Source organism: Kineococcus sp. TRM81007, from assembly GCF_022669155.1.
Lineage (GTDB): Bacteria > Actinomycetota > Actinomycetes > Actinomycetales > Kineococcaceae > Kineococcus.
On the sequence record NZ_JALBVB010000053.1, the window covers coordinates 57,835 to 78,169 of the forward strand.

Consider the following 20,335-nt stretch of genomic DNA (forward strand, 5'->3'; position numbering starts at 1 on the left):
TCGGCGTTCACCGCGGCCAACGTGGAGTTCTTCGACACCGTCGGCTCTCCCGGTGGGGCTGCCAAGACGGGCCTGATCGAGGCCGACCACCCGGTGGTGGCCGCGCTCCCGCCGCAGGGCGAGGGGCACTGAGCACCTCGCCGCCCGCCCGCCGCGGGCGCGGGGCGGCGCTGCCGGACTTCCCGTGGGACTCGCTGGCCGGCGCGAAGGCGCTGGCGGCGAGCCACCCCGGTGGGATCGTCGACCTCTCCGTCGGCACCCCGGTCGACCCCACCCCCGCGGTGGTGGCCGACGCGCTGCGCGCAGCGGCCGACGCGCCCGGCTACCCGCTGACGTGGGGCACGCCGGCGCTGCGCGAGACGGTGGCGGCGTGGTTCGCCCGCCGCCGCGGCGCCCCCGGTGTCGACCCCGACGGCGTGCTGCCCACGGTCGGCTCCAAGGAGCTCGTGGCGTGGCTGCCGTTCCTGCTGGGCCTGGGGCCCGGCGACGCGGTGGCGCACCCGGCGGTGGCCTACCCGACGTACGACGTCGGCGCCCGCCTGGCCGGGGCGACGCCCGTGCCCGTGGACCCCGCCGGCGGTGCGGCGGCGCTGGAGGAGGCCCGCCGCGCCGGTCACCGGGTCCGGTTGCTGTGGCTGAACTCCCCGTCGAACCCCACCGGCGCCGTGCTGGAGGCGGACGAGCTGGCCCGACTGGTGGCGTGGGCGCGCGAGCACGGCGCCGTCGTCGCCAGCGACGAGTGCTACGCCGAGCTCGGCTGGGACGAGCGCCACGACGCCTCCCGCGGCGGGCTGGTGCCCTCCGTGCTGGACCCGCGCGTCACCGGCGGCGAGCACACCGGCCTGCTGGCGGTGTACTCCACGTCCAAGCAGTCCAACCTCGCCGGGTACCGCGCCGCGTTCGCGGCCGGTGACGTCGCCCTCGTGCGCGAGCTGCTGGAGGTGCGCAAGCACGCCGGGATGATCGTGCCGTGGCCCGTGCAGGCGGCCCTGGCAGCGGCCCTGGCCGACGACGCCCACGTCGTCGCCCAGCGCGAGCGCTACCGCGCCCGGCGCGAGGTGCTGCGCGGTGCGCTGGAGGGCGCCGGCTTCCGCGTGGACGCCTCCCGGGCGGGCCTGTACCTGTGGAGCACCCGCGGCGAGGGGTCGCGGGCCACGGTGGACCTGCTGGCCCGGCGCGGCGTGCTCGTGGCCCCCGGCGACTTCTACGGCCCGGCCGGCGCGCAGCACGTGCGGGTCGCGCTGACGGCCACGGACGAGCGGGTCGCGCAGGTGCCCGAGCGCCTGGCCGGCCCGGGCTGAGCGCCCACCGCCCCGGCGGGAAGCGGGTGGGCCTCGTGGAGGCCGTGTGACGAAGAACTCCGCGCTCCGCGTCGCCCCTGGTGTTGGGGGCGACGCGGGCGTGCGGGTACGGTCAGCCGCATGGTGGACTCCGTGACGCTGAAGCACGCAGGTGGCGACCTCGACCTCCCGGTGACGCCGGCCACCGAGGGCGCCTCCGGCTTCGGCATCTCCAGCCTGATGAAGGAGACCGGGCTGGTCACCCTCGACTCCGGCTTCACCAACACCGCGTCCTGCGCCTCCTCCATCACCTACATCGACGGCGACGAGGGGATCCTGCGCTACCGCGGCTACCCGATCGAGCAGCTGGCCGAGAAGTCCTCGTTCCTCGAGACCAGCTACCTGCTGATCTACGGTGAGCTGCCCACGGCGGAGCAGCTCACCGCCTTCACCGAGCGCATCCAGCGCCACACCCTGCTGCACGAGGACCTCAAGCGGTTCTTCGACGCCTTCCCGCGCGACGCGCACCCCATGCCGGTGCTCTCCAGCGCCGTCAGCGCGCTGTCGACCTTCTACCCCAACAGCCTCAACCCGTTCGACGTCGAGCAGGTGGAGCTGTCCACGATCCGCCTCATGGCGAAGCTGCCGACGATCGCGGCGTACGCGCACCGCAAGTCCCTGGGCCAGCCGCTGCTGTACCCGGACAACCGCCTGGGCCTGGTGGAGAACTTCACCCGCATGGCCTTCGGCAACCCGGCCGAGTCGTACGAGATCGACCCGGTCCTGGTGCGGGCTCTGGACCAGCTGCTCATCCTGCACGCCGACCACGAGCAGAACTGCTCCACCTCCACCGTCCGCCTCGTCGGCTCCGGCCAGGCGAACCTCTTCGCCTCCGTCTCGGCGGGCATCCACGCCCTGTCCGGCCCGCTGCACGGCGGTGCGAACTCCGCGGTCCTGGACATGCTGGAGTCCATCCGCGACTCCGACGACGACGTGGACACCTTCGTGGCGCGCGTGAAGAACAAGGAGCAGGGCGTGCGCCTGATGGGCTTCGGCCACCGGGTGTACAAGAACTACGACCCGCGTGCGGCCATCGTGAAGAAGACCGCCGACCAGGTCCTGTCCCAGCTCGGCAAGCGCGACGAGCTGCTGGACATCGCGATGCGCCTGGAGGAGATCGCGCTGTCCGACGACTACTTCGTCGAGCGCAAGCTCTACCCGAACGTGGACTTCTACACCGGGCTCATCTACAAGGCGATGGGCTTCCCGACGAAGATGTTCACCGTGCTGTTCGCGCTGGGCCGCCTGCCCGGGTGGATCGCGCAGTGGCGCGAGATGATCAACGACCCCGCCACGAAGATCGGCCGCCCGCGCCAGGTGTACGTCGGCGAGGCCGCGCGCGACTACGTGGACGTCCCCGCCCGCTGAGCGGCGACGCGCCCGGCGGGTGCGCGTCAGGCGACGCGCACCCGCACACCGCCGGCGGGCACGTCCGTGTCCTCGGCGACCCAGCCGCGCCTGGACCGCTCCCGGTCCCACCGGTGGCCGGCGACGCTGACCTCCACCACGGCGAGGCCGTCGGCGGAGGCCACCGCCCAGCTCGCCGCCGCCCACGCCAGGCGCTCGGCGTCGTCGCCGTCGAAGACGTGCTCCAGCTCCTTGCCGACCGTGCGCGGCACCACCTGCGGCTGCGCGCCCACCACCTCCACGGCCATCGCCTCCCGCAGGCGCTGCGCGGCCGGTGACGGCTCCTCGTCGTCGCCGATCCGCGCGTCCGGCTCCGCCTGCCGCAGGCTGCAGGTGAACCCCGCCGGCGTGTAACCGGTCAGCGCGGAGGCGATCAGCCGGGCCTCGGGCTCGTGGTCGCCGTAGGCCAGGGGGAAGGCGCTGCGCTGAACCCGCTGCGCCGCGTCGGTGATCTCCAGCTCGCGGTAGCCGTCCACCTCCACCAGGGCGTCGTAGAAGGCGTTCGTGGCGAAGACGGGGTCCTGCACCTGCTCGGGGGTGCCCCACCCCTGCGAGGGCCGCTGCTGGAACAGGCCCAGGGAGTCCCGGTCGCCGTGGTCGAGGTTGCGCAGCCCCGACTCCTGGATCACCGTCGCGATCCCGATGGTGACCGCCCGCGCCGGGAGGCCGCGGCGCACCGCGATCCCGGAGACCGTGGCGGCGTGCCCGGCCTGCTCCGGGGACAGCGACGTGGTGGTGCCGTCGACGGTCGCGGTGCACCGCTCGCGCACCACCGGGGCGTCGTCGTCGCCGACCAGCCAGGCCGCCCCGGCGACCGCGACCACGACCGTCGCGCCCGCGGCCACGAGGGGCCGCAGGCGCCGGGCACGGCGGTTCGCCGCGGCCCGGGAGCGGGGGACCCGAGGGGTTCTGGGCACCGCCGTCAGTTGGCGTGCAGGGCGGCGTTGAGCTCCACGCGCACCCCGCGCCGCGGCAGGGCCTCGACGGCACCGCTGACGGAGTTGCGGCGAAACAGCAGCCCGGAGGCCCCGGACAGGGCGCGCGCGGCGACCGTGCGCAGCGCCGTGCCCGACTCGTCGAGCACGGTGACCTTCGTGCCGGCCGTGACGTACGTGCCGGCCTCGACGACGCAGTCGTCGCCCAGCGCGATGCCGGTGCCGGAGTTCGCCCCCAGCAGGGTGCGCTCACCGATGGAGACGACCTCCTTGCCACCGCCGGAGAGGGTGCCCATGATCGAGGCCCCGCCGCCGACGTCCGAGCCGTCACCCACCACGACGCCCGCGGAGATGCGCCCCTCGACCATGGAGGTGCCCAGCGTGCCGGCGTTGAAGTTCACGAACCCCTCGTGCATGACGGTGGTGCCCGGGGCCAGGTGCGCGCCCAGGCGCACCCGGTCCGCGTCGGCGATGCGCACCCCGGTGGGGGTGACGTAGTCGGTCATGCGGGGGAACTTGTCGATGCCGAGCACGGTGACGGGGCCGACGTTGGCGCGCAGCGCCAGGCGGGTGCGCTCGAAGTCGGTCACCGCGCACGGGCCGTGGTTGGTCCACACCACGTTCGCCAGCACGCCGAAGATGCCCGAGACGTCCAGCCCGTGCGGGGCGACGAGGCGGTGCGAGAGCAGGTGCAGGCGCAGGTACGCGTCGGCAGCGTCCGCCGGCGGGGCGTCCAGGTCGATCTGCGTGGTCACCACCCGCTGGCGCACCCGGCGGTGCGGGTCGGAGTCCTCGAGCGAGGCCAGCTCCGCCGGCACCCCGTACGAGCTGGCCTCGCCCGAGGAGGCCGCGCCCAGCGCGGGGAACGGGTACCAGACGTCCAGCACGGTGCCGTCCTCGGCGACCGTGGCCAGGCCGTGCCCCCACGCGCGCCGGGAGGCGGCGCTGCTGCCGGACGTGCTGGCGGTGGGACCGGTCTGCTCGCTCACGCCCGCGACCCTACCGGCGCGCGGCTGCCGCGTCGGCGCGCGCCCGACCGGGGCGGGACGGTCCCGTCTAGGGTTCAGGCGTGACCCCTCCGCCCGTCCCGACGCCCGCGCCGGCGCCCCGCGCGGTCCCGGCCGGCCACGACCTGGCCGACCCCGCCCTCGACGTCGTCGAGCTCACCCGCCGGGTGTGCGACACCGAGTCCGTCAGCGGCGGCGAGCGCGCCCTGGCCGACGCCGTGGAGGCCGCCCTGCGCGCGTGGGGCTCGCTGGAGGTGCTGCGCGACGGCGACGCCGTCGTCGCCCGCACCGGCCTGGGCCGCGCCGAGCGGGTGCTGCTGGCCGGGCACCTGGACACCGTCCCGCTGGCCGACCCGCCCAACCTGCCGGTGCGCCGCGAGCAGCACCCCGTCGACGGCGACGTGCTCGTCGGCCGCGGCACCTGCGACATGAAGGGCGGGGTGGCCGTGCAGCTGGTGCTGGCCCGCGAGGCCGCCGCGGCCCTCGCCGCGGGTCGGGCGCCCGAGCGCGACCTCACCTTCGTGTTCTACGACCACGAGGAGGTCGAGGCCGCCCGCAACGGCCTGGGCCGGCTGGCGCGCAACGCCCCGCAGGCGCTCGCCGCCGACTTCGCCGTGCTGCTGGAGCCGTCCTCGGCGGTGGTGGAGGGCGGCTGCAACGGCACCCTGCGCGCGGAGGTCACCACCACGGGGAAGGCGGCGCACTCCGCGCGCGCCTGGCGCGGCAGCAACGCGGTCCACGCCGCCGCGCCCGTGCTGGCGCGGCTGGCGGAGTACCGCCCGCGCGAGGTGGAGGTGGAGGGCCTGGTGTTCCGGGAGGGCCTGAACGCGGTGGGCATCAGCGGCGGCATCGCCGGCAACGTCGTCCCCGACCGCTGCACCGTGACGGTCAACTACCGGTTCGCGCCCGCGATCGACGCGGCGCAGGCCGAGGCGCACGTGCGGGAGGTCTTCGACGGCTTCGACGTGCGCGTCACCGACGCCGCCGACGGCGCCCGGCCCGGGCTGCACCTGCCGGCCGCCGCGGCGTTCGTGCGCCGCACCGGCACCGCGCCGCTGCCGAAGTTCGGCTGGACGGACGTGGCCCGCTTCTCCGCCCTCGGGGTGCCGGCCGTGAACTACGGCCCCGGCGACAACGCCACCGCGCACGCCGACGACGAGCGCTGCCGGGTCGACGAGCTCGAGCGGTGCCTGGACGTCCTGCGCGGGTGGCTGCTGGGGGAGGGGGTCTGACGGTGAGCACGATCTGCCTGTACGGCAGCGCCTCCGGCGGCATCGACCGCCGGCACGTGGAGCTGGCCGCCACCGTCGGCCGGCTCATCGGCGAGCGCGGCCACGACCTCGTCTACGGCGGCGGCGGCACGTCCGTGATGGGCGCGGCCGAGGCCGCCGCGCGCGCGGCCGGCGCCCGCACCACCGGCGTGATGCCCAGGGCCCTCATGGAGGTGGAGCTGCCGCCCGAGGGCCTGGGCGAGCTGGTCGTCACCGACGACATGCGTGAGCGCAAGGCCGAGATGGACGCGCGCGCCGACGCCTTCATCGTGCTGCCCGGCGGTCTGGGCACCCTGGAGGAGCTGTTCGAGATCTGGGTGGCGCGCACCATCGGCCTGCACACCAAGCCCCTGGCCGTCCTCGACCTCGACGGGCACTACGCGGGCCTGCGCACCTGGCTTGAGGACCTCGTCGCGCGCGGCTTCGCCCGGCCCCTGGCCTTCGAGGTCGTGCACTGGGGCGCCGACCCCGCCACCGCGCTGGACCACCTCGAGTCCGCGCCGCGCGAGCGGATCAGCCTGCCCAGCTCCGAGATCCTCGGCAGCTTCGCGGACTTCCCCGACGACCGGCGGGAACGGCCGTGAGCGTCGCCGTCCTCGTCCTGGTGCTGCTGGCCGTCGGGGTCGCGGCGGCCGCGGCCGCCGTCGCCGCCGGCCGCGTGGGCGGCGGGTTGGGGCCGGCGACCTCCACCCGGCCCCACCGCGGGCTGCCGGACGGCCCGGTGCTCGCCGCCGACGTGGACGAGGTGCGCTTCTCGGTGGCGCTGCGCGGCTACCGGATGGACGAGGTCGACGCCGTCCTGGACCGGCTGCGCGAGGAGATCCGCGAGCGCGACGAGGAGCTGGCGGCGTGGCGCGCGGCGGAGGACTGAGGCGGCACCCGCGGGTGCTGGACCGGACGGTGGTGTTCACCGCCGCCGCCGACTACCGCGCCGACGCCGGGAGCGTCTTCGACGTCCTGACCGACTGGCCGCGGCAGACGCCGTGGGTGCCGGCGACCGTGGTGGAGCGCCGCGGCGGGGCGCCGGGGGCGCCGGGGGAGCGCTTCGCGGGCGTCAGCCGGCTGGGGCCGCTCGTGCTGGACGACGCGATGGTCGTCGTCTCCACCACCCGACCGGCACCGGGGCGCCCGGGCCGGGTGCGCGTGCGCAAGGTCGGCACCCTGCTCGGCGGCACCGTCGACATCGTGGTCCGCGAGCGCGGCCCGGGCCGGGCACGGGTGGAGTGGACCGAGCGGGTCCTGCTGCGCCCGCCGGCGCTGGCCCTCGCGGCGGCGCTGGCCGGGCCGCTGCCCGCCCTGCTGGGCCGGGTGGCCTTCGGCGCGGTGCTGCGGGCGGCGCGCGCGGACCTCGAGGGGCGCCGGTGAGCGCGTCCGGTCCCCCCGCGCGCGGGTCCGTCCGCGCCGGGGCGCCCGTCCCGCCGACCGTGCGGCAGCGGCAGCGGCAGCGGCTGCTGCTGCGGTGGCTGAGGCTGCCGGCCGCCGCCCGCGTGCTGGCCGTCTACGCCGCCGCCCGCCTGTTCAGCGCGTTCGTGCTGGCCGAGGTCGCCCGCTTCCAGGAGCCCAGCGCCTGGACCCCGGCCGACCCCGGCTACGCCGACGTGCTCGTCCTGTGGGACGCCACCTGGTACCGGTCCATCGCCGAGGACGGCTACCCGGACGCGGTGCCGCTGGGCGAGGACGGCGAGCCGGTGCAGTCCGAGCTGGCCTTCTACCCGCTGGCCCCGCTGCTGGCCCGGCTGCTGATGGCCACCGGCCTGCCGTTCGCGTGGGCGGGCTCGCTGGTCTCGCTGCTCGCGGGCGCCGCGGCCGCCGTGGGCGTGCACGCGCTGCTGCTGCGGGCGCTGTCGGCGCGCTGCTCCGCCGGCGCCGCGCGACGCGGGGCGTGGAGCGCGGCGGTGCTGTTCAGCGTCAGCCCGCCCTCGCCGGTGCTGCAGGTGCCGTACACCGAGGGGCCGGCCCTGGCCCTGCTCGTGGCGTTCCTGCTGCTGCTGCAGCGACAGCGCTACCTGCCGGCGGCCGCCGTCGCCCTCGCCCTGGGGCTGACCCGGCCGGTCGCGGTGCCGCTGTCGGTGCTCGTCGCGGTGCACCTGCTGCTGCGGGCGCTGGCCGGCCACCGGCGCGGCGCGGTGCTGCGCGGGCGCGAGGCGCTGCGGTGCGCGGTGCTGCTGGGCGCCTCGGGCGCGGCGGGGCTGCTGTGGCCGGTGACCGCGGCGCTGCTCACCGGCCGCACCGACGCCTACACCGCCACGATGGGCGCCTGGCGCAGCGGCGGGGACGTGGTGTGGCTGCGGCCGTGGTGGGACGTCTCGCGCTACGTGCTGGGGCCGGTGGCCGGGCCGGTGCTGCTGGTGGTGGTCGTGGTCGCGTTCGCGGTGTGGCTGCTCGGGCGCCGCACCGCCGTGCTGGGCGCGGAGCTGCGCACCTGGTGCCTGGCGTACGCCGGGTACCTGCTGCTGGTGCTGGACCCCTTCACCAGCCTGTTCCGGTACCTGGTGTTCCTCTTCCCGCTCGGCGGGCTCGTCGGGCTGCACCCGCGCCGGCGCGGGGCGCTGCGGGTCTGGGTGCTCGCCTCGCTGGCCCTGCAGGTGGTGTGGACGGCGTGGTTGTGGCGGTTCTCACCCCCGGCGGACTGGCCGCCGTGACAGGCCGGCGACCGGCCGGCGACCCGCCGGTGACCGGCCCGTCACCCGCGCGGTGCGGCGCGGGTGCGCCCGTGCGAGCGCGACCCGCCCGCCCGGTCGCACGCCGGGAGGTGCCCATGGGGGATGATGGACGCACACACGCCGCCGCGGCACCCGGTCGCGGCCGGCGGGCGCACGAGGACCACGAGAGAGGACGCACGCCGATGGCGGCCATGAAGCCGAGGACCGGGGACGGTCCGCTGGAGGTCACCAAGGAGGGGCGCGGCATCGTCCTGCGCATGCCGTTGGAGGGGGGTGGCCGTCTCGTCGTCGAGATGACCCCCGACGAGGCCGGTGCCCTCGGGGAGGCCATCTCCTCGGTCGTCGGCTGAGGACCGCGGTCTCGGGGCGGGCACCTGCCGGTGCCCGCCCCGCGCCGTCCCGGCTCGCGGGTCGCCCCCGCGCCACTCCCCAGGTTCCGTCGTCGAGCAGCAGGCAGGACGCCCCGTGAGCACTCCCACCCGCCCCGAGACCGTGCGCTCCGCGCCGCCCGAGCTGCGGCGCTGGACGCCGCCGTCCGTGCACGTGGTGCCCGGCCCGCTGGCCGGCGCCGACCTCACCGGGTGCGAGGTGCTGGCCGTGCCCGTGGCCCCCGGCGAGGACGCCGTCGAGCCGCGTCCCGGCGCGGCCGACGCCGCGGTGCGCTACGGGGTGGACCTCGCGGCCCTGTGCGCGGCCGAGGACGTCTCCGCCGAGGCCGGCCGCACCGCCCGGCTGCCCGTGCCCGCACCCGACGGCTCGCCCCGCCGCCTGCTCGTCGTCGGCGTCGGGGACTCCTCCCCGTCGGCGCTGCGGCGCGCGGGCGCGGCGCTCGCCCGCGCCGCCGGCAGCACCGGTGACGTGGCCACCACGCTCGCCGACGGTGCCGGCGCCGACGGGGTGCGGGCCGTCGTCGAGGGGTTCCTGCTGGCCTCGTACGCCCCGCCCGCCGCGGGCCGCCGGGCCGTCGACGAGCCCGCCGGGCGGCGCCTCCTGCTCGTCGGCGACGTGCCGGCCGCCGCCGTGGCGCGCGGCGAGGTGCTGGCCGCGGCCACGGCGCTGGCCCGCGACCTCGCCGCCACCCCCTCCAACCTCAAGGATCCCGCCTGGGTGGTGGCGCAGGCCCGCGCCGCCGTCGACGGGCACGGGGTGGTCGTCGAGGTGCGCGAGGAGGCCCGGCTGCGTCGGGAGGGCTTCGGCGGCCTGCTCGCCGTGGGCGCCGGCTCGCCGTCCCCGCCGGCGCTGGTGGAGCTGCGGCACCGCCCGCGCGGCCGGGCCGCCGCCGGCGCTCCGCACGTGGTGATCGCCGGCAAGGGCATCACCTTCGACACCGGCGGCCTGGCGCTGAAGCCGCGCGAGTCGATGGTGTCGATGAAGACCGACATGACCGGTGCGGCCGTCGTGCTGGCCGTCGTGGCCGCCGCCGCCCGGCTGGAGCTGCCGGTGCGCGTCACCGGGCTGCTGGCGCTGGCCGAGAACGCGTTCGGCGGCGCCTCCTACCGGCCCGGTGACGTGGTGCGCCACCACGGCGGGCGCACCACCGAGGTCAACAACACCGACGCCGAGGGGCGCCTCGTCCTCGGCGACGCCCTCGCCCACGCCCACGCGGCGCTCGACCCGGACGTGCTCGTCGACGTGGCGACCCTCACGGGCGCCGCCCCGGTGGCGCTCGGCAAGCGGCACGCGGCCCTGTTCGCCACCGACGACGAGCTCGCCGCGCAGCTCACCGCCGCCGCCGACGCGTCGGGGGAGCGGGTGTGGCGGCTGCCGCTGGTGCCCGAGTACGCCGAGCTGCTGCGCTCGGACGTGGCCGACGCCCGCCAGGTCGCCTCCACGCCCGGCGCGGGCGCCGGCACGATCCTCGCCGCGCAGTTCCTGCAGCCCTTCACGGGCGGCCGGCGCTGGGCCCACCTGGACATCGCCGGGCCCGGTCGCGCGGACGCCGCCGAGCACGAGGTCAACCGCGGTGCCACCGGCTTCGGCGCCCGCCTGCTGCTGCGGTGGCTGGAGTCGCTGGCCGGCTGAGGGCGGCCCCGGCGCGGGTGGCGGGCCGGAGCGTCAGGGGCGCTTGACCGCGAGCAGCAGGCCCTCGCCCGCCGGCAGCAGCGCCGAGATCCACCCCTCGTCCTCCGCCAGCGCGCGCCCCACCTCGCGCAGCGCGACGGTGGAGGCGTCGCGCGCGGCGGGATCGGCCACCCGCCCGTGCCACAGCGCGTCGTCGACGACCAGCAGGCCTCCGGGGCGCAGCAGCCGCTGCGCCTGCTCCAGGTAGGCGGAGTACTCGCGCTCGTCGCCGTCGAGCAGGACGAGGTCGTAGGCGGCGTCGGTCAGCCGCGGCAGCACCTCCAGCGCCCGGCCGGGGATCATGCGCGCGCGGTTGCCGCGGACGTCCGCGTCGGCCACCGCCTCGCGCGCGGCGCGCTGCCGCTCCCCGTCGACGTCGATGGTGGTCAGCACGCCGTCGGCGGCCATCCCGCGCAGCAGGCTCACCGTGGAGACCCCCGTGCCGGTGCCGACCTCGACGGCGGTGCGGGCCCGGGCCGTGGCCGCCAGCACCGTCAGGGCCGCGGCGACCCCCGGGGAGACCGGCTCGCACCCCAGCTCGGCCGCCCGGGCGCGCGCGTCCTGCAGCACCTCGTCCTCGACGGTGAAGTGCTCGGCGTAGGCCCAGCTGGCTGGCTGCTTCGCGGGCGGAGGCACTCCGGCAACCTAGTGCATCGGCTCGCTCACGGCCCGGGGACCGCCGAGAGGAGGACCCCGGGAACCGCGCACCTGCGACCCGCGTTGGACCCGGTGGACCCGATGGGCTGGATCACACGCCCGGGAGTGGCCTCGGCGGGAGGAGTGCGGGACGATGGCAGCAGTGGCGGCGCCGTTCGCGGTCCCCTTCCCCGCCCGTGCCAGGAGGAACCCCGTGCCCGACGACCCAGGTGGCGCCCCCGCGGTGCCCGGCGACCCCGCAGCCGAGCGGACGGCCGCACGACCGGCCGCCGTCTCGACGTGGGTCCCGCCGACCTGGGACGACGTCGTGCGCAACCACTCCGGCCGGGTCTTCCGGCTGGCGTACCGGCTCACCGGCAACCGCCACGACGCCGAGGACCTCACGCAGGAGGTCTTCGTGCGGGTCTTCCGCTCGCTGTCCAGCTACCAGCCCGGCACGTTCGAGGGCTGGCTGCACCGCATCACCACGAACCTCTTCCTGGACCAGGTGCGGCGCAAGCAGCGCATCCGCTTCGACGCGCTCGCCGAGGACGCCGGCGAGAAGCTTCCCAGCACCGACGTGGGCCCCGAGCGCGCCTACGAGCACCGCAACCTCGACGACGACGTGCAGGCCGCGCTGGACTCCCTGCCGCCGGACTTCCGCGCCGTGGTGGTGCTGTGCGACATCGAGGGCCTCTCCTACGAGGAGATCGCCGCGACCCTGGGCGTCAAGCTCGGCACGGTGCGCTCGCGCATCCACCGCGGCCGCGCCCAGCTGCGCACCGCGCTGGCGCACCGCGCTCCGCGGCCCCCGGCGCCCACGGCGCCCCGCCTGAGCCTCGGCGAGGAGCGCCCGTGAGCGGACCGCACCTCGGCGCGCGGGTGAGCCCGCTCGTCGACGGGCGGCTCGCCCCCGACGCGGCCCTGCGCGCCGACGAGCACCTGCGTTCCTGCTGCCAGTGCGCCGAGGCGGTGGAGGCCGAGCGCCTCGTGCGCGCCAGGCTGCGCGCCCTGGCCGAGCCGGAGCCCTCCGAGGACCTGATCGTGCGGCTGCTGGACATCGGCGGCCCCAGCGGCCCCCTGCTGCCCCGGGACCGCCCGATGGCCGTGCCCGCGCGCCCCGCCGTCGGTGTCGCACCCCCCGGCCACCCGGGGCCCGCTCGCCACGCCGGCTCCCGTCCGGCCGTGCGCCGCGCTCGCCGGGTGCGGCGCCGGCCCGTGGCCGCCGCCCTGGCCGGCACCTTCTCCCTGCTGGGCGTGGGCATCGCGGGGTTCCTCGTGCTGGGCGTCCCGCACGCGAGCACGCCCGCCCCGGTGGCCGAGCTGCGCACCACGCCCTCCAGCACGCCCTCCAGCACGCCCTCCAGCACGCCCGCGCCCCCGTCGCCGACCCCCACGACCGCGCCGTCCGGGAGCGCATCGGCGACCCCGTCCGCCCCCGCCGGCGCAGCGCCGCGGGCCACGGCCCCGTGAGCGGTCCGTCCGCACCGGGAGGCTGGGGCCACCCCAGCGGTGAGACCCCCCGCGAGGCACCGCACGACGCCCCCGGGGCCCAGCGCGACGCCGCCCACGACGCCCAGCACGACCCGTGGGCGGCTCCACCGCCCGCCCCCTCCCCGCACTCCTCCGCGTGGGGGGCACCGCCCGGGGAGCCCGCCTGGCCCGCGGCGTGGCCGGCCGCGGCGCAGGCGGAGCACGCGTGGCCGCCCCCCGCCGCCCCGCCGCGCGGGCGCGCCGCCCGGCTGCTCGGCGCCGGGTCCGCCGTGCTGCTGCTGTCGGTCGCCGGCGGCATCGCCGGGTCCCTGCTGCAGGAGCGCTGGGACGACTCCCGGACCTACCCGTCGGTGACCCTTCCGGTCCCCGCGGCGGGCACCACCGAGCGGCCCGAGGGCAGCGTCGCCGCCATCGCCGCGGCCGCCCTGCCCAGCGTCGTGGCCCTGCAGGTGGAGGGCAGCGCCGGTGCCGGGACCGGTTCCGGGTTCGTCCTGGACGCCGGCGTGGACGACGGCGAGGCGGCGTTCGTGCTGACCAACGACCACGTCGTGGCCGGTGCCGCCGATGACGGCGTCACCGTCGTCTTCCAGGACGGGGTGCAGGTGCCCGGCGAGATCGTCGGCTCCGACACCTCCTACGACCTGGCGGTGGTGCGGGTGGAGCGCCCGGACCTGCGCGCCCTGCCCATGGGCGACTCCGGCAGCGTCGTCGTCGGCGACCGGGTCGTCGCCGTCGGCGCACCGCTGGGGCTGCAGGGCACTGTCACCGAGGGCATCGTCTCGGCGCTGAACCGGCCGGTCAGCGCGGGTGCGGACGGGGCGGAGGCCTCGTACATCCAGGCGATCCAGACCGACGCCGCCATCAACCCCGGCAACTCCGGCGGCCCGCTGCTCAACACCCGCGGCGAGGTGGTGGGCGTCAACTCCGCCATCGCGTCGGTGCCGGTGGTCGGCGGCAGCGCCGGCAGCATCGGGCTGGGCTTCTCCATCCCCGCCGAGCAGGCCCGGCGCACCGCCGAGCAGCTCATCCGCACCGGCCGCGCGGTCCACCCGGTGATCAGGGTGTCCCTGGACGGCCAGTACCGCGGCGAGGGCGTGCTCGTCCTGGACCAGCCCGGCGCCGTGCAGGCCGGCGGCCCCGGGGACCGGGCCGGGCTGCGGCCGGGCGACGTCGTGCTCGGCGTCGACGGCCGCCCGGTGACCGAACCCGCCGAGCTCATCGTCGACATCCGGGCCCGCCAGCCCGGCGACACGGTGACGCTCACCGTGCGCAGGGGCGAGCAGACCCTCGAGGTGCCCGTGACGCTCGAAGCCGACGGTTAGGATCGCCACGTGTTCGGCATCAACGGGGGCGAGCTGATCGTCCTCCTCGTCGTGGCCCTGGTCATCGTCGGCCCCGAACGGCTGCCGCACTACGCGGAGCAGCTGGCCCAGCTGGTGAAGTCGGTCCGCCGCTTCGCCAAGGGCGCTCAAGCGCAGATGCGCGAGGAGCTCGGGCCGGAGTTCGACGACATCGACTGGCAGAAGCTCGACCCGCGCCAGTACGACCCGCGGCGCATCGTGCGCGACGCCCTGTCGGACGTGTGGGACGACGACCCTGCCCCGAAGAAGAACAGCGGTGCCCACGCCGCCTCCGCACCCCGGGCCACCCCGCCGCGGGCCTCCGCCGCGACCGGCGTGGACCTGCAGAAGAAGGGGGCCGCCGCACCGGCGGCAGCGCCCTACGACGAGGACGCCACCTGATCCGCCACCCCTGAGCCGGTGCCGTCCCGGAGCCGCCGGGGCCGGCGGCTCACGCGACGCTGACGCCGAGGCGCCGGCCCGCCAGGCCGCGCGGGCGCGCGGCGAGGGTGCGGGCCAGCTCGCGCAGCGCCTGCGCGGCGGGGGAGTCCGGTGCACCGAGCACCACCGGCAGGCCCGCGTCGCCGCCCTCGCGCAGCGTCACGTCCATCGGCACCCGCCCCAGCAGCGGCACCGGTGCGCCCAGCCGCTCCGTCAGGGACGCCGCCACCCGCTCACCGCCGCCGGAGCCGAACACCTCCAGGCGCTGCCCGTCCGGCAGCTCCAGCCAGCTCATGTTCTCCACCACGCCGACCACCCGCTGGGAGGTCTGCGCGGCCACGGCGCCGGCCCGCTCGGCGACCTCGGCGGCCGCGGCCTGCGGGGTGGTGACCACCAGCACCTCCGCGCTCGGCAGCAGCTGCCCCACGCTGATGGCGATGTCACCGGTGCCCGGGGGCAGGTCCAGCAGCAGCACGTCCAGGTCGCCCCAGAACACCTCCGAGACGAACTGCTGCAGCGCGCGGTGCAGCATGGGCCCGCGCCAGGCGACCGGCTCGTTGCCCGGCACGAACATGCCGATGGAGATGACGCGCACCCCGTGCCCGGTGGGCGGCAGGATCATCGAGTCCACCTTGGTGGGGCGGCCGGTCACGCCCAGCAGGCGCGGCACGGAGAAGCCGTGCACGTCGGCGTCCACCACCCCGACCCGCAGGCCGTCGGCGGCCATCGCCGCAGCCAGGTTCACGGTGACGCTGGACTTGCCGACGCCGCCCTTGCCGGAGGCGACGGCGTAGACGCGGGTGAGGTTGCCCGGCTCGTTGAAGCTGATGGTGGGGGCGGCCTGCGTGGTGCCGCGCAGCTTCACCGTCAGCGCGGAGCGCTGCTCCGGGCTCATCACCCCGAACCGCACCCGCACCCCGCGCGCACCCGGCACCCCGCGCACGGCGGCGGTGACGTCGGAGGTCAGCTTCTCCCGCATCGGGCAGCCGGCGATGGTCAGCAGCACCTCCACGTCCACGACCGCGTCGGCGCCGACGTCGACGCGTTCCACCATGCCCAGCTCGGTGATGGGCCGGTGCAGCTCGGGGTCGTTCACCGCGGACAGCGCGGTGCGGACGTCTTCGGGGGTGGGCAGCACGCCGTCAGGGTACGTCCGCGCACGCGGCGGCACCCCCCGCGGGTCCGTGCCCGGCGCGGGCCCGCTGCGTCAGCCGGCGGTGACGCGGACGACCTCCTCGAAGGTGGTCTCCCCGCGCATGGCCTTCACCAGCGCCGACTGCCGCAGCGTGTTCATGCCGATGCGGGCGGCCTCCTCGCTCAGCGCCGACTCCGTGGGCGTGCTCATGAGCACCTTGCGCACGCTGGGGGTGACCTCCAGGACCTCGTACACGGCGGTGCGCCCGCGGTAGCCGGTGCCGCCGCAGTCGGGGCAGCCGGTGCCGCGCAGCGGGGTGGCGTCCAGGATGTCCTCGATCGTCAGGCCCAGCAGCGCCAGGGTGTCCTCGTCGGGGATGTACCCGTCGGCGCAGGAGTCGCAGGGCTTGCGGACCAGGCGCTGCGCGATCGCGGCGGTCAGCGAGCTGGCCACCAGGAACGGCGCGGCGCCCATGTCGACCAGGCGGGTCAGCGCACCGACGGCCGAGTTGGTGTGCAGGGTGGTCAGCACGAGGTGACCGGTCATCGCCGCCTTCAGCGCCAGCTCCGCGGTCTCGGAGTCGCGGACCTCACCGATCAGGACGATGTCGGGGTCCTGGCGCAGCACCGAGCGCAGACCCGCGGAGAACGTCATGCCGACCTTGGCGTTCACCTGCACCTGGGTGATGCCGGGCAGCTGGACCTCGACGGGGTCCTCCAGCGTGATGATGTTCTTCTCCGGCGTCATGGTCGCGTGGATGGCCGCGTAGAGGGTGTTCGTCTTGCCGGAGCCGGTGGGGCCGGTGATGAGCACCAGGCCCTGCGGCACGCTCAGCGCCTTGGTGAACACGTCGAGCTGCTCCGGCTCGAACCCCAGCGACTCCAGGGACGGCACGTCGTCGCCGCGGGTGAGCAGACGGATGACGATCTTCTCCCCGTGCAGGGAGGGCAGCGTCGAGACGCGGCAGTCGATGGCGGCACCGTCGACGGTGACGCGGGTGCGGCCGTCCTGCGGCACGCGGCGCTCGGAGATGTCCAGGCCGGAGATGATCTTGATGCGGCTGATGACGCTGGGCGCCACCCGCTTCGGCGCGGACATCACGTCGCGCAGCAGGCCGTCGACGCGGAAGCGCACCCGCAGCTGGTCGCGCTGGGACTCCAGGTGGATGTCGGAGCAGCGCAGCCGCACCGCGTCGGACAGGATGCGGTTGACGAGCTTGACGATGGGCGCGTCGTCGTCGACGGAGCCGCTGAGCTGGGCGAGGGAGTCGTCCTCGTCGTCGTCGGAGGCCTCCTCGACCATCCGGTTCACCTGCGAGGTGTCCTCGGTCAGCGACCAGGCGCGCGCCAGGTGGTCGCGGATCTGCGAGTCCACCGCCACGACCACGTGCAGCTCGGGCGTGCGGGTGTAGAGCTTGACGTCGTCCAGCGCCAGCACGTTCGTGGGGTCGGCCGCCGCGATCAGCAGGTAGTCGGGGGTCTTGTCGAGCACCAGCACGCGGCAGCGCTCGGCGACCGCGCGCGGCAGCAGGCGCACGACGTCGGGAGCGATGCTCACCCGTGACAGGTCGACGTGCTCCAGGCTCAGCAGGTCCGCCAGGCACAGCGCCAGCTCCGCCTCGGAGACCAGGCCCAGGTCGACGAGGATCTGGCCCAGCCGCCGGCGCGGGCCCTCGGCGCTGCGCTGCTCGTTCAGCGCGTGGTCGAGGTCCTCCGGCAGCAGCAGGCCCTTCTCGACGAGCACGTCGCCGAGGCGCCTGCGGGTCTGCCCCGCGGGCGCAGCAGCACCGGAGCGGGCGTCGTCGAGAGTCGTCACGCGTGGTGCATCGGCACGCCGGAGCCTCAGCTGGAGGGGGTGTCCACCGCCTCCTCCGGAGCACCCTCCCCGGTGGTCCCCGCACCGGTGGCCCGCGCGCCGGCCCCCTCAGCGCTCTCCCCGGTGGGCTCCCCGCTGGGCTCCTCGGTGGGCTTCTCGGTGGGCTTCTCGGCCGTCGCCCCGGCAGCGCCCTCGGCGGGGCGCTTGCGCTTCTTCCCGCCCTTGCGCTTGGGGTGCTCACGGCCCTCGCGCTCGGCGTCCTCCTCGCGCAGCTCCTCCAGCACGCTGCGCAGCTCCGAGCGCACGAAGTCGCGGGTCGCCACCTCGCGCAGCGCGATGCGCAGGGCCGCGACCTCGCGGGTGAGGTACTCCGTGTCCGCCAGGCCGCGCTCGTCGCGCGCGCGGTCCTGCTCGTTGAGGACGCGGTCGCGGTCGTCCTGGCGGTTCTGGGCCAGCAGGATCAGCGGCGCCGCGTACGAGGCCTGCAGCGACAGGATCAGCGTCAGCAGCGTGTAGTTCAGCGCCTCCGGGTCGAACTGCGCGCTCACCGGCGCGAACGTGTTCCACGCCAGCCAGACGGCGACGAACGCCGTCATGTACACCAGGAAGCGGCCCGTGCCCATGAACCGGGCGAACGCCTCGCTCGCCCGCCCGAAGGCGTCCGGGTCCACCTGCGGGCGCACCAGCAGCTGCCGGCGCGCCTCGCGGGGGGTGTCCAGCCCGGCGGCCTCGGCGCGCTGCCGCTCGCGGCGCGGGGAGCGCTCAGCCACGTCCCACCTCGAAGACCTCCTCCTCGGCCTCTCGCCAGTCGTCGGGCAGCAGGTGGTCCAGCACGTCGTCGGCCGTCACCGCCCCCAGCAGGTGCCCGTCCTCGTCCACCACCGGCAGCGACACGAGGTTGTACGCGGCCAGCCGGCGGGTGACGCCCTGCAGCGTCTCCTCCGGTTCCAGCGGCACCACGTCGTTGTCGATGACCTGCCCCAGGGGGGTGTGCGGCGGCTCGCGCAGCAGCCGCTGCAGGTGCGCCGTGCCCAGGTAGCGGCCGGTGGGCGTCTCCAGCGGCGGACGGCACACGTACACGGCGCTCGCCAGCGGCGGGGACAGCTCCACCCGGCGCACGATGGCCAGCGCCTCGGCCACGCTGGCGTCCGGTGCCAGCACCACCGGGTCGGAGGTCATCAGGCCGCCGGCGGTGCGCTCGTCGTAGGCCAGCAGCCGGCGCACCGGGTCGGCGTCGTCCGGCTCCATCAGCGCCAGCAGCCGCTCGGCCTGCTCCGCGGGCAGCTCCGAGAGCAGGTCCGCCGCGTCGTCCGGCTGCATCTCCTCCAGCACGTGGGCGGCGCGGTCGCCCTCCAGCGCGGAGAGGATCTCCACCTGGTCGTCCTCGGGCAGCTCCTCCAGCACGTCGGCCAGGCGCTCGTCGTCGAGGGCGGCGGCGACCTCCCGGCGCCGCTTGGGCGTCAGCTCGTGGATGACGTCCGCCAGGTCGGTGGCGCGCAGCTCCTCGAAGGCGGCCAGCAGGTTCGTGGCGGCCTGGTCGGCCTCGGGCACCGTCAGGCCCGTCACGTCGGCCACGCCCACCGTCATCGTCTCCCCGCGCCGGCGCAGCCGGCCGGACAGCCCCCGGTGGGCGGCGCCGCGGCGCACGAACAGCTTCGTCAGGTGCCAGTCGCGCGGGCGCACCTGCTCCAGCCCGAGGTCCTCGATGGTGGCCGGCCCGCTGCCGTCGGCCAGCTCCACCGTGCGGTCCAGCAGCTCCGCCAGCAGCAGCGTCTCCGTGCTGCGCTGCTCGAAGCGGCGCATGTTCACCAGCCCCGTGGTGAGGACCTGGCCGTCGACGACGTTCGTCACGCGCGTCATGGGCACGAAGACGCGGCGCCGGCCGGGCACCTCCACGACCACGCCGATGACGCGGTGCGGACCGCGCGGCCGCAGCACGGCCACGACGTCGCGCACCCGGCCCACCTGGTCGCCCTGCGGGTCGAACACGGCCGTGCCCGCCAGCCGGGCGGCGAAGACGCGCTGGGGGGATCGGGTCACGCGCTCAGGCTAGATGCCCGGCGCACGCGGATCTCGACGGGCGCCGCCCCCCACCCGCTCCTACCGTGGCGCCATGGCCAAGGAGAGCAAGAAGCTGAAGGCGTCCGGGAACCCCTCCTACACCGTCCCCGGACTCTCGAACGAGCAGGGCGGCGAGGTCGCGGCCATCCTGCAGAACCGCCTCAACGCCCTCACCGACCTGCACCTGACCCTCAAGCACGTGCACTGGAACGTGGTGGGGCCGCACTTCATCTCCGTGCACCAGATGCTCGACCCGCAGGTGGACGCCGTGCGCGAGATGGCCGACGCCGTCGCCGAGCGCATCGCCACCCTGGGCGCCTCGCCCGTGGGCACGCCCGCCGCGCTGGTCGCCGACCGCGACTGGGACGACTACTCGATCGGCCGCGCCGGTGCCATCGAGCACCTCGGTGCGCTGGACCTCGTGTACGCGGGCGTCATCAAGGACCACCGCTCCGCCATCGAGGCGGCCGGTGAGATCGACCCGGTGACCGAGGACCTGCTCACCAGCCAGAGCGGCGTGCTGGAGCAGTACCACTGGTTCGTGCGCGCCCACCTGGAGACCGCCGGCGGCGAGCTGTCCACCGCGGGCGCCGACACCGAGGTCCAGGCCACCCGCAAGGCCGGCGAGCGCGCCGGCGTCAAGCGCCAGAGCGCCTGAGCCCCACCGGTCCCGCGACGAGCGCCCGGCGCGGGCACGATCACCGCGCCGGGCGCGTTGTCCCCCCGTGA

General features: G+C 76.2%; 21 protein-coding genes and 1 pseudogene. 15 read left to right on the forward strand and 7 right to left on the reverse strand.

Going from position 1 to position 20,335, the window contains the following annotated elements; genetic code table 11:
- The 3 genes and pseudogenes from MN205_RS21880 to MN205_RS11795 form a co-directional block, all read left to right on the forward strand.
- Positions 1-132: pseudogene (locus MN205_RS21880) on the forward strand (ferredoxin); the annotation flags it as partial.
- A complete protein-coding gene (dapC, locus tag MN205_RS11790; RefSeq protein ID WP_374115929.1) occupies positions 129-1,301 on the forward strand; it encodes a succinyldiaminopimelate transaminase in 1,173 nt (390 codons plus the stop codon). The pseudogene MN205_RS21880 and the gene dapC, both read left to right, overlap by 4 nt.
- Before the next feature lie 120 nt (positions 1,302-1,421).
- Positions 1,422-2,708 (forward strand): citrate synthase, encoded by a 1,287-nt coding sequence (locus MN205_RS11795; RefSeq protein WP_242127451.1) that lies wholly within the window; start codon positions 1,422-1,424, stop codon positions 2,706-2,708.
- A 26-nt stretch (positions 2,709-2,734) separates the two neighbouring features.
- On the opposite strand, the gene MN205_RS11800 is transcribed toward MN205_RS11795, so the two are convergent.
- Positions 2,735-3,664: a hypothetical protein gene (locus tag MN205_RS11800; RefSeq protein WP_242127454.1), complete on the reverse strand. Its 930-nt coding sequence runs from the start codon at positions 3,662-3,664 to the stop codon at positions 2,735-2,737.
- A gap of 5 nt (positions 3,665-3,669) precedes the next feature.
- Positions 3,670-4,671 (reverse strand): 2,3,4,5-tetrahydropyridine-2,6-dicarboxylate N-succinyltransferase, encoded by a 1,002-nt coding sequence (gene dapD / locus MN205_RS11805; RefSeq protein ID WP_242127456.1) that lies wholly within the window; start codon positions 4,669-4,671, stop codon positions 3,670-3,672.
- Between the two features lie 80 nt (positions 4,672-4,751).
- Here dapD and dapE point away from each other — a divergent pair, with 80 nt between their 5' ends.
- The 7 genes from dapE to MN205_RS11840 all read left to right on the forward strand — a co-directional run bounded on the left by dapE (position 4,752) and on the right by MN205_RS11840 (position 10,645).
- Positions 4,752-5,921 carry a succinyl-diaminopimelate desuccinylase gene (gene dapE / locus MN205_RS11810; protein ID WP_242127458.1) on the forward strand — a complete coding sequence of 390 codons (1,170 nt, stop codon included), beginning with the start codon at positions 4,752-4,754 and terminating at the stop codon, positions 5,919-5,921.
- Positions 5,922-5,923: 2 nt separating this feature from the next.
- Complete coding sequence (locus tag MN205_RS11815; protein ID WP_242127460.1) at positions 5,924-6,544, forward strand: TIGR00730 family Rossman fold protein; 621 nt, start codon at positions 5,924-5,926, stop codon at positions 6,542-6,544.
- Positions 6,541-6,831, forward strand: coding sequence for a DivIVA domain-containing protein (locus MN205_RS11820; protein WP_242127462.1), 291 nt, complete (start codon positions 6,541-6,543; stop codon positions 6,829-6,831). The genes MN205_RS11815 and MN205_RS11820 overlap by 4 nt, the downstream gene beginning before the upstream one ends.
- Positions 6,832-6,845: 14 nt before the next feature.
- Positions 6,846-7,325 (forward strand): hypothetical protein, encoded by a 480-nt coding sequence (locus MN205_RS11825; protein WP_242127464.1) that lies wholly within the window; start codon positions 6,846-6,848, stop codon positions 7,323-7,325.
- On the forward strand, positions 7,322-8,602 hold the full coding sequence (locus MN205_RS11830; RefSeq protein ID WP_242127466.1) for a hypothetical protein: 1,281 nt from the start codon (positions 7,322-7,324) through the stop codon (positions 8,600-8,602). Before MN205_RS11825 ends, MN205_RS11830 begins: the two co-directional genes overlap by 4 nt.
- 203 nt (positions 8,603-8,805) lie before the next feature.
- Positions 8,806-8,973 carry a DUF3117 domain-containing protein gene (locus tag MN205_RS11835; RefSeq protein WP_242127468.1) on the forward strand — a complete coding sequence of 56 codons (168 nt, stop codon included), beginning with the start codon at positions 8,806-8,808 and terminating at the stop codon, positions 8,971-8,973.
- 115 nt (positions 8,974-9,088) lie between these two features.
- Positions 9,089-10,645, forward strand: a complete 1,557-nt coding sequence (locus MN205_RS11840; protein WP_242127470.1) for a M17 family metallopeptidase — start codon at positions 9,089-9,091, stop codon at positions 10,643-10,645.
- 33 nt (positions 10,646-10,678) lie between these two features.
- On the opposite strand, the gene MN205_RS11845 is transcribed toward MN205_RS11840, so the two are convergent.
- Positions 10,679-11,320 carry an O-methyltransferase gene (locus MN205_RS11845; RefSeq protein WP_242127472.1) on the reverse strand — a complete coding sequence of 214 codons (642 nt, stop codon included), beginning with the start codon at positions 11,318-11,320 and terminating at the stop codon, positions 10,679-10,681.
- A gap of 154 nt (positions 11,321-11,474) precedes the next feature.
- On the opposite strand from MN205_RS11845, the gene sigE reads away from it, so the two are divergent.
- The 4 genes from sigE to MN205_RS11865 are packed head-to-tail and all read left to right on the forward strand — an operon-like array spanning position 11,475 to position 14,556.
- Positions 11,475-12,179 carry an RNA polymerase sigma factor SigE gene (gene sigE, locus MN205_RS11850; RefSeq protein WP_255819187.1) on the forward strand — a complete coding sequence of 235 codons (705 nt, stop codon included), beginning with the start codon at positions 11,475-11,477 and terminating at the stop codon, positions 12,177-12,179.
- Positions 12,176-12,793, forward strand: coding sequence for an anti-sigma factor (locus MN205_RS11855; protein WP_242127476.1), 618 nt, complete (start codon positions 12,176-12,178; stop codon positions 12,791-12,793). The genes sigE and MN205_RS11855 overlap by 4 nt, the downstream gene beginning before the upstream one ends.
- Entirely contained in the window at positions 12,790-14,136 is a 1,347-nt protein-coding gene (locus tag MN205_RS11860; protein WP_242127477.1) for a S1C family serine protease, read from the forward strand. The genes MN205_RS11855 and MN205_RS11860 overlap by 4 nt, the downstream gene beginning before the upstream one ends.
- Positions 14,137-14,145: 9 nt before the next feature.
- Positions 14,146-14,556 (forward strand): twin-arginine translocase TatA/TatE family subunit, encoded by a 411-nt coding sequence (locus MN205_RS11865; RefSeq protein WP_242127479.1) that lies wholly within the window; start codon positions 14,146-14,148, stop codon positions 14,554-14,556.
- Between the two features lie 49 nt (positions 14,557-14,605).
- On the opposite strand, the gene MN205_RS11870 is transcribed toward MN205_RS11865, so the two are convergent.
- The 4 genes from MN205_RS11870 to MN205_RS21885 all read right to left on the reverse strand — a co-directional run bounded on the left by MN205_RS11870 (position 14,606) and on the right by MN205_RS21885 (position 19,585).
- On the reverse strand, positions 14,606-15,733 hold the full coding sequence (locus tag MN205_RS11870) for an Mrp/NBP35 family ATP-binding protein (RefSeq protein ID WP_242127481.1): 1,128 nt from the start codon (positions 15,731-15,733) through the stop codon (positions 14,606-14,608).
- A gap of 69 nt (positions 15,734-15,802) precedes the next feature.
- Positions 15,803-17,545: a GspE/PulE family protein gene (locus MN205_RS11875; protein ID WP_242127483.1), complete on the reverse strand. Its 1,743-nt coding sequence runs from the start codon at positions 17,543-17,545 to the stop codon at positions 15,803-15,805.
- A gap of 26 nt (positions 17,546-17,571) precedes the next feature.
- Positions 17,572-18,315, reverse strand: coding sequence for a DUF1003 domain-containing protein (locus MN205_RS11880; RefSeq protein WP_242127485.1), 744 nt, complete (start codon positions 18,313-18,315; stop codon positions 17,572-17,574).
- Complete coding sequence (locus MN205_RS21885; protein WP_242127488.1) at positions 18,308-19,585, reverse strand: magnesium transporter MgtE N-terminal domain-containing protein; 1,278 nt, start codon at positions 19,583-19,585, stop codon at positions 18,308-18,310. The genes MN205_RS11880 and MN205_RS21885 overlap by 8 nt, the downstream gene beginning before the upstream one ends.
- Before the next feature lie 73 nt (positions 19,586-19,658).
- On the opposite strand from MN205_RS21885, the gene MN205_RS11890 reads away from it, so the two are divergent.
- Positions 19,659-20,264, forward strand: a complete 606-nt coding sequence (locus tag MN205_RS11890; RefSeq protein ID WP_242127490.1) for a Dps family protein — start codon at positions 19,659-19,661, stop codon at positions 20,262-20,264.
- Positions 20,265-20,335: the final 71 nt, after the last annotated feature.

Coding starts and splice junctions, on each gene's coding strand:
- MN205_RS11890 (WP_242127490.1), top strand. CDS start 19,659: ATGGCCAAGGAGAGCAAGAAGCTGAAGGCGTCCGGGAACCCCTCCTAC.
- sigE (WP_255819187.1), top strand. CDS start 11,475: ATGGCAGCAGTGGCGGCGCCGTTCGCGGTCCCCTTCCCCGCCCGTGCC.
- MN205_RS11795 (WP_242127451.1), top strand. CDS start 1,422: ATGGTGGACTCCGTGACGCTGAAGCACGCAGGTGGCGACCTCGACCTC.
- MN205_RS11835 (WP_242127468.1), top strand. CDS start 8,806: ATGGCGGCCATGAAGCCGAGGACCGGGGACGGTCCGCTGGAGGTCACC.